Here is a 16,450-nt window from a genome sequence, read left to right as displayed (position 1 = left end):
ACAGACACTTATTAAATACGAACACTATATCATCTCGGCCTACTGGGGTCAACTTATCTGTTTAACGGCTGATAAAATCAAGAATATTAGCCATAATATCCTTATTTTGCGCCGGTACACCATGAGCTAAAATATCGCTTGGACTTTGTTTAAGCTCGCTTCCTTTTGTATAATCTCCATCGTTAACCACAATTTCGCGCAAATCATTAGCCAAAGGTTCAAAGTGAAATTGCAGACCAACAACCTTTTTGCCATAAATAAAGCCTTGATTTTCCAGCAAATCACTGGAAAAGAGCAGTTTTGCCCCCCGAGGAATGGAAAAACATTCTTCATGCCAATGCAAAGCATCTAATTGCTTAGGTAAGTTGGGAATCGTTGTATCCTTAAGATATACTGGCGCAAAGCCAACTTCTTTATGGTCGCTCTTTTGCACCGTACCGCCTAAAACTTTGGCAATTTGCTGAGCACCAAAGCAAGCGCCAAAAACCGGTTTATCAGCTTTAATGACGTCTAAAATCAATTTGCGTTCCAATTCAATCCAAGGTTCTTGGTCGTTAGGACTCATCGGTCCGCCTAAAACCACCAGCATATCGGTATCCTCAGCTAACGGTAATTTATTAAATTGGTAAAGATGATAAGTATAAACCTCATGTCCATGTTGGTTAGCCCACATTAAAATAGCCCCAGGGCCTTCATTAGGGGTGTGTTGTAAAATATTAATCCGCATAATATCCTCTTATTTGTCTTGACCGAATAAAGCCGCTAATTTCGCTGCCATTTCAGGATCTAAAGCATCACCTAAGCTGGAATTTGCTTCATCCTTTTTTTGCTGAGCCATTTTAGCATTAATCTTAGCCTGCTGTTTAACAAAATTAATTACTTCTTTTTCAGCCGCCTTGAGCGGTTCCACTTCAAGCCGACCACCGGCTGAGTCTGCATGACCTCCGCCGTTGAAGTAATCTTGAGCAAATTTAGCCACGTCTAAACGGCCGTTTGACCTCAGCGAAACACTGTGGCTATCAATAACCAAAGCCGCATCAACGTCGAAACGTTTCATCAATTCATGAGCAATCTCTGATTTATAATCACTGGCATAAACAACACCAAAAGTGCGACCATTAAGACTGAATTCTTCGACATCTTTGAGGTGTTTATCCAAGTAACGTTGTCTTCTGCCTTCCAAAGTTGATACCAAAAGTTCATGTTCTTGACGATAATCTTGCCAGCCGCTGGCAAAAACCGAGTCAACGAATTTTTTCGATTTACTCAATGGGAAGAACCAAAACAGCTGATTTAATTCATCGGCAGCTTTCTTAGCTTCAAAAGACATCAAGGGATCATTTTGGAAATCCCAGGTATCATAAGCCCGGATCATTTCAACCAGTTCTTTTAAATCAGCTTGACGATCCTGAGGCACCAGGTTGAAATTATTTTGCCGCTCCATCCAATCCCAAACGAGACTGCATGCGCTCGGATTGACCCCTTCATCTGTTGGACTAACACAATTTTGGCTATATTCTTGACGCAATTTAGCTTCGCTTTCATGGTGGTCAAAAATCAGCCAGTGATTAGCAAATTTTTGTTCCAATAATTTGAACGAATAGTCACTATCAGGGGTCATATCCATGATATAAACATCCGTATAGCGCGAAATATCGGGCTGTTTAAACCAATGTTCGAGCTCACGATCCAAGTTGCCCGCTGAACACGTAGTTAAATCAAACTCAACTCCTTTGAACATATATGGAGCCAAAGCATAAAAAAGGCAAGGTGCTCCAAAGCCATCCAAATCATTATGTGAAAAAAGTTTAATATGTTGTGTTCTCAATTTTAATAACCCCTTCTGTAAATTCCTCCTTTCATTATACCCGTCTTTAACGTCAAAATCATAGTTAAATCATGCTAACTTCTCATCCGATATGTTATTATGTTTGTTAGATTTGAAGCATATTGGAGGATAAAATGACCTTAACTGTATATATGGTCCGCCATGGCCAAACACTTTTAAACAGCTATAACCGCCTGCAGGGTTGGTGTGATTCCCCCCTGACACCTAAAGGAACAAATGATGCCTTAAGCGCTGGACGCCATCTCAAAGATTTAACCTTTGACGCAGCTTATAGTTCTGATACTACTAGAGCCATTAAAACTTTGCGCTTTATTTTAAAAGAAAACGAAGCTGAAAATAAGCCTGAACCTAAAACGCTGACTTATTTCAGAGAACAAAGCTTCGGATACTTTGAAGGCAACGACGCTTCCCAAACGTGGCTGATGGCTGGAGCTATTCACGGTTGCCGCACTTATAATGATCTTTTAGAAAAATATTCTTTAGGTTATACCAGAGACCTTCTGCATGAGCTTGACCCTTTCAAGGATGCCGAAAGCGATGCTCAATATTGGCAACGTCTTGACGCAGGTTTTGATTATTTATTGAAAAAACATCAGCCTGATGCCAAAATTCTCTTAGTCAGCCACAGTATCACCATTCGCTCCATTGTCGACCGTTACGACAAAACCCTCGGTGCCGATGTCCTCGGTCCGCGTAACGGTTCTGTCACTAAGTTATTAGTCGACCCCAACAACATCCAAGTAGCTTATTACAACCACCACCTTGACAACGAAAAATACTAAATCAGGGTGCAATCGTGAGCGGTCATAAGGCGTAATGCAAGTGGCAGATGCCGCTGTGGGTCTGACAAGACCCCAAGGCAGCTGTTATTGTCACTAGAAGCCTGCGAAGTTTTGCCGTACTAAATCAGGCTACAATCGTGAGCGCTTATACATTGGAAACATCAAGGTCTAAGAAAGTGTATCCTTATTTTAAGCTTTTTTAGGGTTGTTTTTTCTGATAAACTGATTTATACTTAAATCAGACGTCAGACTGTAACTATACCAAATGCAGTCTATCTTTCTTTGCTTTGAGTTTCTCCGCTCAAGTATACCAAGTAAATTTTATCTATATCTCAAGTATTAAAGGGCTGAATCATAATGATTCAGCCCTTTAATTTATGCTTTTATTTCTGTCTATACCAATTTATTTAATTAACTTCAAGCAAAAATAAGCATTCGTGCAGCCTAAGTAATGATTTTAACCAATAAATCCTTAATTGACAGGCCTTTTAAACTTTTTCTATAATGTAGCCAAGAAACTTTTACCTGTATCTTTTAGGAGGTTTTACCATGCATTTTATCGCTCTTGTCGGCACTAATGCCAGCAAATCTCACAACCGCAAGCTGCTGCAATTTATGCAACAGCATTTTTCAAAAGAAGCCTCAATTTCTCTTGCTGAAATTAAGGATTATCCGCTTTTTTGTGAAGACTATGCTAAAACGCCGGATGTTCTTTTAAGTTTGGCTAAACAAATTGAACAAGCTGATGGCGTCATTATTTCAACGGCCGAATACGATCATGATATTCCAGCTGCTTTAAAATCCGTCTTAGAATGGCTCTCGTGGCAGGTTCATCCTTTAACCGATTGTCCTGTCATGCTCGTAGGCGCTTCTTTGGGCAATTTGGGGTCTGTTTATGCGCAAGACAGCTTGACTAGGATTTTAAACGCGCCAGGACTCACCCCATATATCCTACCTGGCCACCAATTTTTATTAAGCAAAGCTGCTCAAGCTTTTGACGAACAAGGAAATCTAACCGATAAACGCACCCTTAGCTGGCTAGAAACCTGCTTTGACGCCTTTATCACGTATGCTGTCCATATCAACCAAGCCTACCGTAAAAGAAGTGTTGATGCTAAGACCAGCGCTTCATCCAAAGCTGATTTAACTGATGCTTATGAAATCAACGGTCAAACCTTTGGATTGATTAACGATGTTCCCGACGCCTTGGCCAGTGCTTCTAAAAAAGTTGCCGACCCAGTTATCGTTGATTTACGGTCAAAAACAGATGCTTTAACTAGCAGCTCGCTTGCTTCAAAACAAACCGATGCTGATACAGGAGCATCGCAAAATGACTAATAATTTAAGTACCTTAACTCTTACTAAAAAATTTCATGCTTTAGGAACCAATATCAGCTTATCTGTCTTCGGTCAAACTGATACCTCCGTCTTAGATGCCAGCGAACAGTTGGTCAACCGTTATGAAGACTTACTGACAGTCAACCGCCCCCAGTCGCAAATGATGGATGTCAATCACCAGGCCGGCTTAGCTCCCGTTCCGGTAACCAGTTCCGTTTATCAGCTGGCTAAATTAGCTATTTTAACCAGCCGGCAAAATTTCGGCTTCAACGCCGCTATCGGTCCTTTAGTTAAATTATGGCACATCGGTTTTGACGATGCTTCCGTCCCAAATGATACTGATATCAAAGCCAAGCTGCAATTGATTGATCCTTATAAGATTCACTTAGATGACCAAAAACAAACGATCTTTTTAACCCAAAAAGGGATGGAACTTGACTTAGGCGCTATTGCTAAGGGCTATATTGCTGACCGCATCCAAGATTTGTGGAAAGCTTATGGCGTCCAAGCTGGGATTATCAACCTCGGCGGCAACCTTTTAATGGTTGGCAACCCACCCCACCACCAAGATCAAAAATGGCGGATTGGTTTGCGCAATCCCTTTGGCGACGATGAAAATCCCATTGCGATTATCACCGTTAAAGCCTGTTCTGCTGTCACCAGCGGCATTTATGAACGACACCTTGAAACTCAAGGCCACAGTTTCCATCATATCCTCGATCCTAAAACCGGCTATCCGCATGAAAATAATTTAGCTGCGGTCACTGTTTTTACCCAAAAATCAGTAACAGCTGAAATTGAGACAACCCGGCTTTTCTTTGCAGACCAGCCTTTACCAAATTATCCTGATCAAGAAGATATTTTGGGGGCGGTTTTTATCACAAAAGATAGGAAGCTGCTCTTATCAGGCCTTGCCCCAACTCAAATTACAATAATTAATCCAGCTTTCCAGCTGCAGAATATTTTTTAGTTGATGCTGCCTTTTTTCAACAATCAAAAAGCTTATTTTATCAAGTTTTCTGACCGTTCAATGTGTATTTATGTAAAAAATCACTATTTTATCCCCAAGTTCTTTAAAAGACTTGGGGATATTTTTTATTTTACATATCAAATAGTGGTTTTATGAACTTAAATAAAATGAATTTAATTTTATATATTGTCAATTAGATGTAGATTGATATGCAAAAATGCTTATTTGCGTTTGTTAAAACCTTTTAATTACTAAAATTATTATTATTTCTCTTTATTTATCCTTTTAAATAGTTGTGATAAAGTCTTTTTTGCATCTATTTTTAATATTATTAATTAAAGTTCATCAAATAAAATATATATTTTATAACTATAAATATTCTCTTTTTGTTTTAAAAACCCTACATTTAATAGCAATATATATTCAGTTTTTTTGTAAAAAAAGAACGGTGTCTGGGAGAACCCAGACGCCGTTCATAATACAATGTTTATTTCTTTTTCTTCTTATTCAAGGCTTTATCACGCGCTTTTTGCAATTGACGTGCTTTTCTCTTTTCAGCTCGTGCTTTTTCTTCTCTTTCCCGTTGAATCTTGAACGGATTGTTAATCAAAAGCGTTTGTCCTACTGAAAAGGCATTTGTAACCACCCAATATAAAGACAAAGCTGCAGGAACATTGATCGCTGTGACTAAAATCATCAGTGGCATAAAAATCATCATGCCTGATGTCATAGCATTTTGCTCCGGCTGTGACTTCATGCTCAGCCAAGAAGTTAGGAAGGTAAATAAAGCCGCTAAAATCGGCAAAATGTAGTATGGATCTTTATCTCCAAGTTCCATCCACATAAATTTACCCGCCTTCAACGTTTCTGAGCGGAAAATAGCTTGATACAAGGCCAGCAAAATCGGCATTTGAACCAAAAGTGGCAAACAGCCAGCCACTGGATTTACCCCAGCTTCAGCATATAATTTGCGTTGTTCTTCAGTAAACTGCTGCATTTGTTCTGGATCCCTGCGATCAGGATATTTTGCTTGCAAGGCCTTTAATTGCGGCTGCAGTTCAGTGGTTTTACGCATTGAACGCATTTGATAAATCATTAATGGCAAAATAACGATTCTGACAATGATTGTAAAAAAGACAATCCCCCAGCCGTAATTGTGACCGAAAAAGCTACTAAGCCCTTGGATGGCGCGAATGAAGTTCCAGATAATGTAGTGATCCCAAAAGCCCGTGCTGGAAGCATTGACCGGTGTGTTACTACATCCACTGAGAACAAGCATCAAGGATAAAATTCCCAAAAGAGCACTAGTATGTTTAACTCTTCTCACTTGATCTACCTCACTTTTCAATTTGGTCGTCATTCAAGACTTTAGCCAATTGCAGGACATGAATCAGGTGCTGCTTAACTTCTTTAGTAGACATCCAAGAAACACTTGGACGCGCAATCACCAAAAAGTCACAGTCTTGTTTCAACTGTGGCTTTAATTCTGTTAAGCTTTGACGAATTCGACGTTTAACCCAATTACGTGCTACCGAATTGCCGATTTTTTTACCTACTGAAATTCCCACTCTAAAATGCGGTTGTTTCGGCTTTTCTAACATATAAACGACAAATTGGCGGTTGGCACATGATTTGCCTTGGGTAAAGACTTCTTGAAATTCCGCTTCTTTTTTGACGCGGTATGACTTTCTCATAAGATATCTCCAAATTCATGCTTGGCCAACAAACTTAAAAAAAAGACCACTGACGGTCCAGTGGCCTATGCAGACAATACTTTTCTGCCTTTACGACGACGACGTGCTAAGACGTTACGGCCGTTGGCTGTGCTCATACGTTTACGGAAGCCGTGTACGCGTTGGCGATGACGCTTCTTTGGTTGGAATGTTCTCTTCATTACATTCACCTCCTAGTATTTAATAAAAAAACGTGTCTTTTTAGACAGTCTAAGTCAAATTAAGACTTACCATGTAATAGTATCATACTTCAGTCTAAAATTAAAGCAATTTTTTCAAAAAGCGCAATTATTCAGCTGAACTCAGCTTCGTTTTTTTATCCACATTTCTGCCCAAGATATCCACTTTTTGACTGAGCTGCTTGTGTATTAGTTTGTGAAAAAACACAGGACTATACACAAATTTACGCACAATTAACACCCTGTTGGTAACTGCTTGTTATTTTTGTTTATTACTTGCCAAAAAATCGTTCTAGTTCCTGTCATATCAAGTTAAATGCGCATCAGCAAGTTTGTGCATAACTTGTTACAATTTTACTTAGCTTTGAAGTTATCCACAAATTGTTCAAAAAACAAATCACAGCTTGTGGATTTCTAAAAGTGACTTATCCACTCTCTGTGGAAAAATGCCCTGCTTTTTTAGCCTTTTTTTCTTAACTTGTGGAAAACTCCTTTGAGACATGTTACAATATGGTTTAGTCAAATAAATCAAAAAAGGAGGTTTTTTTTTGCTAAATCTTGACTCAATTTGGCAGCTTTTGGTCGAATATTTTCAAACGAAAATTTCACCTGTCTCCTTTCGTTCTTGGATAAAAGCAGCTAATCCTGTTCAATTTACTGACGATACTCTGCTCTTAGATGTACCCTCAGTCGTCCACCGCGATTATTGGACAAGAAATTTGGTTACCCAAGCTGAACAAATGCTAGAAGCTACGCTGGGACATAAAATTACCGTCTTGGTTAAACTGCCTGATGAACCTAATCCGCTGATAACAAATGAGGATCCGTCACAGATTGACAGCTCACAAAGCCCGGTAATTAGGCCTTTATCAACGGCTAATGATACTCAGCTTAATGAAAAATATACCTTCGAAACTTTTGTCGACGGCAACGGGACGCGGATGGCTTACGCAGCTGCCTTAGCTGTAGCTGAAGAACCGGCGACCTACTATAATCCGCTCTTTATTTATGGAGGCGTTGGCTTGGGCAAAACGCACCTGATGCATGCTATCGGCAATAAGATGCTCAAAGAAAATCCGGATGCCCGTGTGAAGTATGTCACCAGTGAAGTTTTCGCCAATGATTTCATCAATTCCATCAAAAATAAGAACAATGAAGCATTTCGGCAAAAATATCGCAATTTAGACTTGCTTTTAGTTGATGATATCCAATTTTTTGCCGACAAAGATGGAACACAAGAAGAATTCTTCCATACTTTCAACGCTCTATATGATGATAAAAAGCAAATCGTTTTAACTTCAGATCGGCTGCCAAACGAAATTCCTAAGCTGCAAAACCGCTTAGTTTCACGTTTTCGCTGGGGGCTTTCAGTGGACATCACCCCGCCTGACCTTGAAACCAGAACTGCTATTTTGAAGCAAAAAGCAGCCAGTGATCATCTGCAAATTCCTGATGATACTTTAAATTATATTGCCGGCAAAATCGCTTCAAATATCCGTGAATTAGAAGGAGCCTTACAAAGAGTTTCGGCTTTTTCCCATTTAAGCGGACAACCGATTTCAACCAGTTTAGCTGCGGAAGCTTTGAATAGTTTAGACCAGGAAGGCATCGAACATGAATTAACCATTCCCGAGATTCAAGCTAAAGTTGCTAAATATTTCCATGTAACAGTTTCCGAATTGCGAGGCAAAAAACGGGTTAAATCAATTGTTATCCCGCGCCAAATTGCCATGTATCTCGCACGCGAACTGACCGACGCTTCTTTACCCAAGATCGGTCATGACTTTGGTGGTAAAGACCATACAACTGTCATTCATGCGCATGACAAAATTGCTAAAGCTGTGGAAACTGATGTTGATATCAAAAAAGATATTGATGAATTAACCAAAGAGCTTAAACGTTAATTTTCCACCTGTGTATTAAGCAAGAACTTACCCACATTTTTGTCCACAAGTTATGCACAGGCTCTTTTCCTTAATATGATAGGCTTACTCGTGTTTTCCACAATATCCACAAGGCCTACTATTACTACTATTTTTTTATAATAATATATATATTCCCAAGGAGGATTACTATGAAATTTTCTGTTCAGCGCACTGCTTTTTTACAATACTTAAACACAGCCTTATCTGCAATTTCTGGTAAGACAACTTTAGAAATTTTATCAGGACTTAAACTGAACTTATCAGAAGATGCTCTAACCTTAACCGGCAGCAACTCAGATATCTCAATTGAGACCATCTTATCAATTGCTGATGAGCATGCGGCTTTAAATATTGAAGAACCTGGCAGCATTGTTTTACCAGCCCGTTTCTTCTCGGAAATTGTTAAAAAGCTGCCAGCTGATCAAATGCAGGTTACGGTCAATGACCGCTTGCAAACAACGATTATTTCGGGACCAGCTGAATTCAGTATTAATGGGATTGATGCTCAAGCTTATCCACACTTGCCTGAAATCGATTCCCGTGAACAAATTAAATTGCCAAGTGATCTTTTAAAACAGGTCATTGATCAAACCGTTATTGCAACCTCAAAACAAGAAACACGTCCAATGTTAACCGGGGTTCATTTGACTATTGCAGCTAATGAATTAAAAGCGGTAGCTACAGACTCCCACCGGTTAAGCCAAAGAAAAGCTAATTTGGAATCAACCATTACCGGTAAATATGATATTTTAGTTCCTGGTGAATCTTTAAATAAATTGTCACGGATGTTAAGCGATGTGAATGAAGACGTTGAGTTGCAAATTTCGGAAAATCAAGTCTTATTCTTACTTGACCATACATCATTTTATTCACGTCTGCTTGAAGGCCAATATCCAAACACAGATCAGCTGATTCCAACAAGCCACGATACGATGCTGGAAATTGATGCACCACAATTGCTGCATTCAATTGAACGGGCTTCGCTGTTATCACATGAAGGACATAACAACGTCATCAAATTAACGCTTGATGCGGATAATCAAAAAGCAATCTTATTTGGTAACACACCTGAAGTCGGCAATGTTGAAGAAGAACTGCAATTTGCCAAATTAGAAGGCAGCGGTATTGAAATCTTCTTTAACCCAGATTATATGAAGGATGCTTTGAAGTCATTTGGTCAAAGCGATGTAAAATTAAACTTCACCATGCCATTGCGGCCATTCACAATTGTACCTGCGGAAGACGATGGCAGTTTTGTACAATTAATCACACCGGTTAGAACAGCTTAAAGCGGTGGATAACTTAAAGGGCAGCTTTCCGGCTGCCTTTTTTACATATATTTTTGTGGATAAGATTTCATTTTTTGATAATGATATTAAAAAATTTCCATATAGGCAGCATAAAGCTTATACAAGAGGGTAAAATTTGGCTATTGTGCTTTTTAATGTCCATATTTTCTGATATAAAGGATTTTGCTATGTTAAAGACAATTCCTACTGGATAAAAATAAAAGGCCTTAAAGCGCCTGAAAATTTGTTTTTTGCCGGTAAAAAAGGTATAATTTATAGTGGATTCTTAGCTATGAAAGGAAGAAAAAACATGGCAGAAGAGCTAAAACTGAAAACTCCTTACATTACTTTGGGGCAGTTGTTGAAAATTGCTGACGTTATTTCATCAGGCGGTCAAGCTAAATGGTTTTTAGCTGAACATGCTGATCAAATCCTCGTGAATGGGGAACATGAAAATCGGCGGGGCCGTAAGCTTTATCCAGGTGATTTAATCACAATTGCGCAATATGGCGAGTATCACCTGCAAGCTGGAGTTTAGAATGTATCTTGAAAAGCTTAAATTGCGGCATTTCCGCAATTATCATGAGCAAGAATTAGAATTTTCTCCACATATCAACATTTTGATTGGGGAAAACGCTCAGGGCAAAACGAATTTGCTTGAAGCAATTTATGTTTTAGCGATGGCTCGCAGCCATCGGACGGCTAATGACCGGGAATTGATTGAATTTGAAGGCAAAGAAGGCGCCTTTATTGAAGGTAGGGTCCAAAAGCACTTAGGTTCAGTCAGATTATCCTTGGCTTTGACTAAACAAGGCAAAAAGGCGCGGGTCAACCAGCTGGAACAAACGCGTTTATCACAATATATCGGTAATTTAAATGTTATTTTATTTGCACCGGAGGATTTGGCTTTGGTTAAAGGCAGCCCCGCGGTGCGCCGGCGGTTTGTCGATATGGAGTTTGGTCAAATTGATGCAGCCTACCTGCATGAATTAACTAAATATCGCACTATTTTAAAGAACCGCAACAGCTATTTGAAACAGTTGCAGCAAAAAAAAGCAGATGACCGCATTTATTTAGAAGTACTAACGGCCCAGCTCGTGAAGGCTGGGGCTTTTATTTTGGAGAAAAGATGCTATTTTTTGGCGCAATTAGAGCAGTACGCAGCCAAGATTCAAACACAGATTTCGCAAGATAAAGAACAGCTCAAAATCGAATATAAAACGAGCATTCATGACCAGATCCAGAAGTTATCGCGAACAGAAATTGAAGCATGTTATACACAGACATTTCAAAAATATGTGGATAAAGAGATTTTTCAGGGAACGACCCTGATTGGTCCACACCGCGATGATGTTTTATTTAAGGTTAATGGTAAGAATGTGCAGATTTATGGGTCTCAGGGTCAAAAAAGGACTACGGCGCTAGCGGTCAAATTGGCTGAAATCGATTTGATGCATGACCAAACCGGTGAATACCCGGTGCTTTTATTAGATGATGTTTTGTCAGAGCTTGACGGCAAGCGGCAAACACACTTGTTAAAGGCCATCCAAGACAAGGTTCAGACTTTTTTGACCACACCGGCACTCAACGATGTTGCCAAAAAACTCATTAAGGAACCCAAGATGTTTTATATCCACAAGGGACAAATTGAAACTGGGGATAAAACCAAGACGCAGATTTTTTATCCTCATCAGAAGTAATCAACAAAAGAAAGGAAGACTATGTGAATAACATAGCGGGTAGCAGACGTGACTGATAAAGAAAAGCTTGAAAAGATTAAAGAAGAAAAAGCTAAAGAATATGATGCCAGCCAAATTCAAGTGCTTGAAGGCCTGGAAGCTGTGCGTAAGCGCCCAGGGATGTACATTGGTTCGACCAGTTCCCAAGGTTTGCACCATTTAGTATGGGAAATCATCGATAACGGTATTGATGAAGCTTTAGCTGGATTTTGTGATGAAATCAATGTCACAGTTGAAAAAGATAACAGTATTGTGGTGCAGGATAATGGGCGTGGGATTCCGGTTGATATTCAAGAAAAAACGGGACGTCCAGCCCTTGAAACCGTCTATACGGTGCTCCATGCCGGCGGTAAATTCGGCGGTGGCGGTTATAAGGTATCCGGCGGGCTGCACGGGGTTGGTGCTTCCGTCGTTAACGCCTTGTCAACCAAGCTGGATGTACAAGTTAAGCGGGAAGGCGATACTAATGTTTATGGGATTGATTTTACTTTAGGCAAAGTCAACCATCCGATGACGGTGATTGGTCACTGCGAAGAACACGAACATGGGACCAGAGTTCATTTCTGGCCTGATCCAGATATTTTTAGAGAAACCACGGTTTACGACATTAAAGTCTTGACGACTAGAATTCGAGAACTGGCTTTCTTAAATAAAGGTTTGAAAATTACAATTGCAGACCAGCGGCCTGAGGAACCTACTTATCAAGAATTCCACTATGCTGGCGGGATTAAGCACTACGTTGAATATTTAAATAAGGGTAAGACAGTTCTGTTTGACGAACCAATCTATGTGGAAGGCGAACAAAAGGGTATTACGGTTGAAGTTGCTTTGCAATACACAGAAGATTTCCACAGCAACCTGCTGACGTTTACCAATAATATCCACACCTATGAAGGTGGGACACACGAAGCTGGATTTAAGACAGCTTTGACCCGGGTGATTAACGATTATGCTCGCAAGACAGGTATTTTAAAGGAAAATGATGCTAATCTGAGCGGGGAAGATGTCAGAGAAGGGTTGACAGCAGTTGTTTCTATCAAACACCCAGATCCGCAGTTTGAAGGGCAGACCAAGACCAAATTGGGTAATTCTGATGCACGGACGGTTACGGATAAGATGTTCTCCGAAACGTTCAACAAGTTTATGCTGGAAAATCCTAGTGTGGCCAAGAAGATTGTGGAAAAAGGGATGCTGGCAGAAAAAGCGCGGGTCGCAGCTAAGCGGGCGCGTGAGGTTACCCGCAAGAAGAATGGGTTGGAAATTTCCAATTTACCGGGTAAATTAGCCGATAACACCAGCAAAGATCCTGAAATTTCAGAATTATTCATTGTCGAAGGGGATTCCGCCGGCGGTTCAGCTAAGCAGGGACGTTCACGGTTGACCCAAGCTATTTTGCCCATTCGAGGCAAGATTTTAAATGTGGAAAAAGCGGGACTTGACCGAATTTTGGCCAATGAAGAAATCCGATCGTTATTCACAGCTTTAGGTACTGGCTTTGGGGATGATTTTGATGTGGAAAAAGCTAATTACCACAAATTGATTATCATGACGGATGCCGATGTTGACGGGGCACATATCAGAACCTTGCTGTTGACTCTGTTCTATCGTTTCATGAAGCCGATGATTGAAAAAGGCTATGTCTATATTGCTCAACCGCCTTTGTATCAAGTTCGTCAAGGCAAGATGATTAAGTATATTGATTCAGATGAAGAATTAAAAGAAGTTATGGGACAGCTGCCGCCAAGTCCTAAGCCGGTTGTGCAACGGTATAAAGGTTTAGGCGAAATGGACGCTGAACAATTGTGGGAGACCACGATGGATCCTGAAAATCGGCGCTTACTTCGGGTTAACTTGTCAGATGCTGAAGAGGCCAACGAAGTCTTCCAAATGCTGATGGGCGATCAAGTCGGTCCGCGGCGCCAATTTATTGAAGATAATGCCGTCTTTGTGAATAACTTGGATGTTTAATATGGATGTTTTTCAAATTTAGAAGTGGAGTGAATGTGACTTGGTAGAATTACCTGATCGTATTAAAAATGTCGATCTTTCCAAAGTGATGCGGACATCATTTTTGGATTATGCCATGAGTGTTATTGTGGCCCGGGCCCTGCCTGATGTGCGCGATGGGTTAAAGCCGGTTCACCGTCGTATTTTATATGGGATGAATGAATTAGGCGTGACCCCTGATAAGCCTTATAAGAAGTCAGCGCGTATTGTCGGTGATGTTATGGGTAAATATCACCCCCACGGCGACTCAGCCATTTATGAATCAATGGTGCGGATGGCGCAAGATTTCAGCTACCGCTATATGTTAGTTGACGGCCATGGTAACTTTGGTTCGGTTGACGGTGATAGTGCTGCGGCTATGCGTTATACGGAAGCCAGAATGTCAAAAATTACCTTGGAAATGCTGCGGGATATCAATAAGGATACCGTTGATTTTCAGCCTAACTATGATGAAACCGAAAGAGAACCGGTTGTTTTGCCGGCCCGGTTCCCTAATCTTTTGGTCAACGGGGCCACTGGGATTGCGGTTGGGATGACCACCAATATTCCGCCGCATAATTTGGGCGAAGTTATTTCCGGTTTGCATTTATTGATGGAAAATCCAGATGTGACTACAGCAGAATTAATGGATAAAATCCCCGGACCCGATTTTCCAACCGGCGGGATTGTCATGGGCAAATCAGGGATTAGAAAAGCCTATGAAACAGGGCATGGAACGGTAACTTTGCGGGCTAAAGTTGATATCGAAGAACAAAGCAATGGCAAGTCGCAAATTATCGTGCATGAAATTCCATATATGGTTAACAAGGCTAACTTGATTACCAGGATTGCTGATTTGGCACGTGAAAAGAAGATTGACGGTATTACCGATATTAAAGATGAATCTGACCGTGAAGGCATGCGGATTACGATTGATATTAGACGTGATGTCAGTCCTTCAGTGGTTTTGAACAACCTTTACAAGTTAACCTTGATGCAGACTTCTTTTACCTTCAATATGCTGGCAATTGTTGACGGGGCACCAAAAGTTCTCAGTTTAAAGCAGATTTTGCAGTATTATTTGAAGCACCAAGAAGAAGTTATCAGACGAAGAACCGCTTTTGATCTTAAGAAAGCCAAGGCTAGGGCCCACATTTTAGAAGGTTTGAAGATTGCCTTGGATCATATCGATGCGATTATTGATATTATCCGTAATTCACAAAGCGGTGAAGTTGCTAAAGACCGCTTAATGAACGAATATCACCTGTCTGATAAACAAGCTCAAGCTATCCTGGATATGCGGTTAGTCCGTTTGACCGGTTTGGAAAGACAAAAAGTTGAAGCTGAATATGACAAGACGATGGCAGCTATTGCCGACTATCAAGACATTTTGGCTAATGCTGACCGAGTACACAATATCATTTATCAAGAATTACTTGAAATTCAAGAAAAATTCGGTGATGAACGTCGGACTGAATTGATGGTAGGCGAAGTCTTGAGTATCGAAGATGAAGACTTGATTGAAGAAGAAAATGTCGTTATTTCTTTGACCCATAACGGCTACATCAAGCGGCTTCCAACCAGTGATTTTAAGACTCAAAATCGCGGTGGCCGTGGTATCCAAGGAATGGGTGTGCATGATGATGACTTTATCGAACAGATGCTGACGACTTCAACCCATGATGAATTGTTATTCTTCACCAATACAGGTAAAGTTTATAAACTCAAAGGATATGAAGTGCCCGAATATGGCCGGGCCGCTAAAGGTATTCCGGTTATTAACCTACTCAACTTAGATGATGGTGAAAAGATTCAGACGGTTATTAATGTTGAAAATAAGCAGAAAAATGATGATTACTTCTTATTCTTCACAACCGTCCACGGGGTGGTTAAACGGACTTCGGTGAAGGAATTTGCCAATATCAGAAAGAACGGGCTTAAGGCGATTACTTTACGGGATAATGATGAGTTGTTGAATGTTGCTATCACAGACGGCAACCAAAACTTAATCATTGGAACGCATGATGGTTATGCAGTCAGCTTCAACGAAAGCAAGGTGCGTCAGATGGGACGGACGGCTTCAGGTGTGATGGGTGTTCGTTTGCGCGAAGGTGATTACGCTGTCGGGGCTGCTTTACTTAAAGAAGACAGTAAAGTTTTTGTTATTTCAGAAAAAGGATACGGCAAGCAAACTTTAGCCGCCGAATATCCAATTAAAGGTCGCGGTGGCAAAGGAATTAAGACCTTGAATGTCGCAGCTAAGAATGGTAAATTAGCTGGTTTGACGACGGTTCAAGGTGATGAAGATATTATGGTTATCACCGATAAAGGTGTGATGATCCGCTTCAATATTCAAAATGTCTCCACGACAGGACGTGCAACCATGGGGGTTCATTTGATTAACCTTGATGAAGGAGCACAAGTTTCAACGATGGCCAAAGTTGCGCCTGAAAAAGAACCAGCTATTGATGATAGCGAAGCTTAATTAAGAAAAAAGAAGTCAAGCAATTGATTTCTTTTTTTATTTTGGCAGGATAATTTCAGCTAAAAAAGCGTCTTTTAATAATGTAAGTAATTAAAGAAAACAATGAAAATTGTTGCAAAATACGGCTAACAATGCTATAATTTAAATTCGTGAGTATCTAATCGCAAAAATGCTT

General features: G+C 40.3%; 14 protein-coding genes. 9 read left to right on the top strand and 5 right to left on the bottom strand.

What is annotated here, in order from left to right; all coding sequences use genetic code 11:
• Positions 1–61: 61 nt before the first annotated feature.
• Together BMX26_RS00750 and BMX26_RS00745 are read right to left on the bottom strand one after the other, a co-directional pair.
• The gene (locus tag BMX26_RS00750; protein ID WP_075529566.1) at positions 62–727 is read right to left on the bottom strand and encodes a type 1 glutamine amidotransferase; all 666 of its coding nucleotides are present in this window, start codon (positions 725–727) and stop codon (positions 62–64) included.
• Positions 728–736: 9 nt separating this feature from the next.
• Positions 737–1,741 (bottom strand): phosphoesterase, encoded by a 1,005-nt coding sequence (locus BMX26_RS00745; protein WP_143454835.1) that lies wholly within the window; start codon positions 1,739–1,741, stop codon positions 737–739.
• Positions 1,742–1,962: 221 nt separating this feature from the next.
• On the opposite strand from BMX26_RS00745, the gene BMX26_RS00740 reads away from it, so the two are divergent.
• From BMX26_RS00740 to BMX26_RS00730, 3 genes are all read left to right on the top strand, one after another.
• The gene (locus BMX26_RS00740; protein WP_075529564.1) at positions 1,963–2,631 is read left to right on the top strand and encodes a histidine phosphatase family protein; all 669 of its coding nucleotides are present in this window, start codon (positions 1,963–1,965) and stop codon (positions 2,629–2,631) included.
• Positions 2,632–3,180: 549 nt separating this feature from the next.
• Positions 3,181–3,969 (top strand): NADPH-dependent FMN reductase, encoded by a 789-nt coding sequence (locus tag BMX26_RS00735; protein ID WP_075529563.1) that lies wholly within the window; start codon positions 3,181–3,183, stop codon positions 3,967–3,969.
• Positions 3,962–4,939 carry an FAD:protein FMN transferase gene (locus tag BMX26_RS00730; RefSeq protein ID WP_075529562.1) on the top strand — a complete coding sequence of 326 codons (978 nt, stop codon included), beginning with the start codon at positions 3,962–3,964 and terminating at the stop codon, positions 4,937–4,939. The genes BMX26_RS00735 and BMX26_RS00730 overlap by 8 nt, the downstream gene beginning before the upstream one ends.
• Before the next feature lie 487 nt (positions 4,940–5,426).
• Here BMX26_RS00730 and BMX26_RS00725 read toward each other — a convergent pair whose 3' ends face one another.
• The 3 genes from BMX26_RS00725 to rpmH form a co-directional block, all read right to left on the bottom strand.
• Positions 5,427–6,266 (bottom strand): YidC/Oxa1 family membrane protein insertase, encoded by an 840-nt coding sequence (locus tag BMX26_RS00725; RefSeq protein WP_075529561.1) that lies wholly within the window; start codon positions 6,264–6,266, stop codon positions 5,427–5,429.
• A gap of 10 nt (positions 6,267–6,276) precedes the next feature.
• A complete protein-coding gene (gene rnpA, locus BMX26_RS00720; RefSeq protein ID WP_075529560.1) occupies positions 6,277–6,633 on the bottom strand; it encodes a ribonuclease P protein component in 357 nt (118 codons plus the stop codon).
• Between the two features lie 65 nt (positions 6,634–6,698).
• Entirely contained in the window at positions 6,699–6,833 is a 135-nt protein-coding gene (gene rpmH / locus BMX26_RS00715) for a 50S ribosomal protein L34 (protein WP_003697606.1), read from the bottom strand.
• A gap of 566 nt (positions 6,834–7,399) precedes the next feature.
• On the opposite strand from rpmH, the gene dnaA reads away from it, so the two are divergent.
• From dnaA to gyrA, 6 genes are all read left to right on the top strand, one after another.
• A complete protein-coding gene (dnaA, locus tag BMX26_RS00710; protein WP_075529559.1) occupies positions 7,400–8,755 on the top strand; it encodes a chromosomal replication initiator protein DnaA in 1,356 nt (451 codons plus the stop codon).
• Positions 8,756–8,925: 170 nt separating this feature from the next.
• Entirely contained in the window at positions 8,926–10,065 is a 1,140-nt protein-coding gene (gene dnaN, locus BMX26_RS00705) for a DNA polymerase III subunit beta (RefSeq protein ID WP_075529558.1), read from the top strand.
• Between the two features lie 310 nt (positions 10,066–10,375).
• Positions 10,376–10,603, top strand: coding sequence for a S4 domain-containing protein YaaA (yaaA, locus tag BMX26_RS00700; RefSeq protein ID WP_075529557.1), 228 nt, complete (start codon positions 10,376–10,378; stop codon positions 10,601–10,603).
• A 1-nt stretch (position 10,604) separates the two neighbouring features.
• Positions 10,605–11,765, top strand: coding sequence for a DNA replication/repair protein RecF (gene recF / locus BMX26_RS00695; RefSeq protein WP_075529556.1), 1,161 nt, complete (start codon positions 10,605–10,607; stop codon positions 11,763–11,765).
• Positions 11,766–11,813: 48 nt separating this feature from the next.
• Positions 11,814–13,772 carry a DNA topoisomerase (ATP-hydrolyzing) subunit B gene (gene gyrB, locus BMX26_RS00690; RefSeq protein WP_075529555.1) on the top strand — a complete coding sequence of 653 codons (1,959 nt, stop codon included), beginning with the start codon at positions 11,814–11,816 and terminating at the stop codon, positions 13,770–13,772.
• 40 nt (positions 13,773–13,812) lie between these two features.
• A complete protein-coding gene (gene gyrA, locus BMX26_RS00685) occupies positions 13,813–16,275 on the top strand; it encodes a DNA gyrase subunit A (RefSeq protein WP_075529554.1) in 2,463 nt (820 codons plus the stop codon).
• Positions 16,276–16,450 lie beyond the last annotated feature (175 nt).

Origin of the sequence: Ligilactobacillus sp. WC1T17 (assembly GCA_900110005.1) — a bacterium.
Taxonomy (GTDB): Bacteria; Bacillota; Bacilli; order Lactobacillales; family Lactobacillaceae; genus Ligilactobacillus; species Ligilactobacillus ruminis_A.
This window is presented reverse-complemented; position numbering and strand designations above follow the sequence as displayed.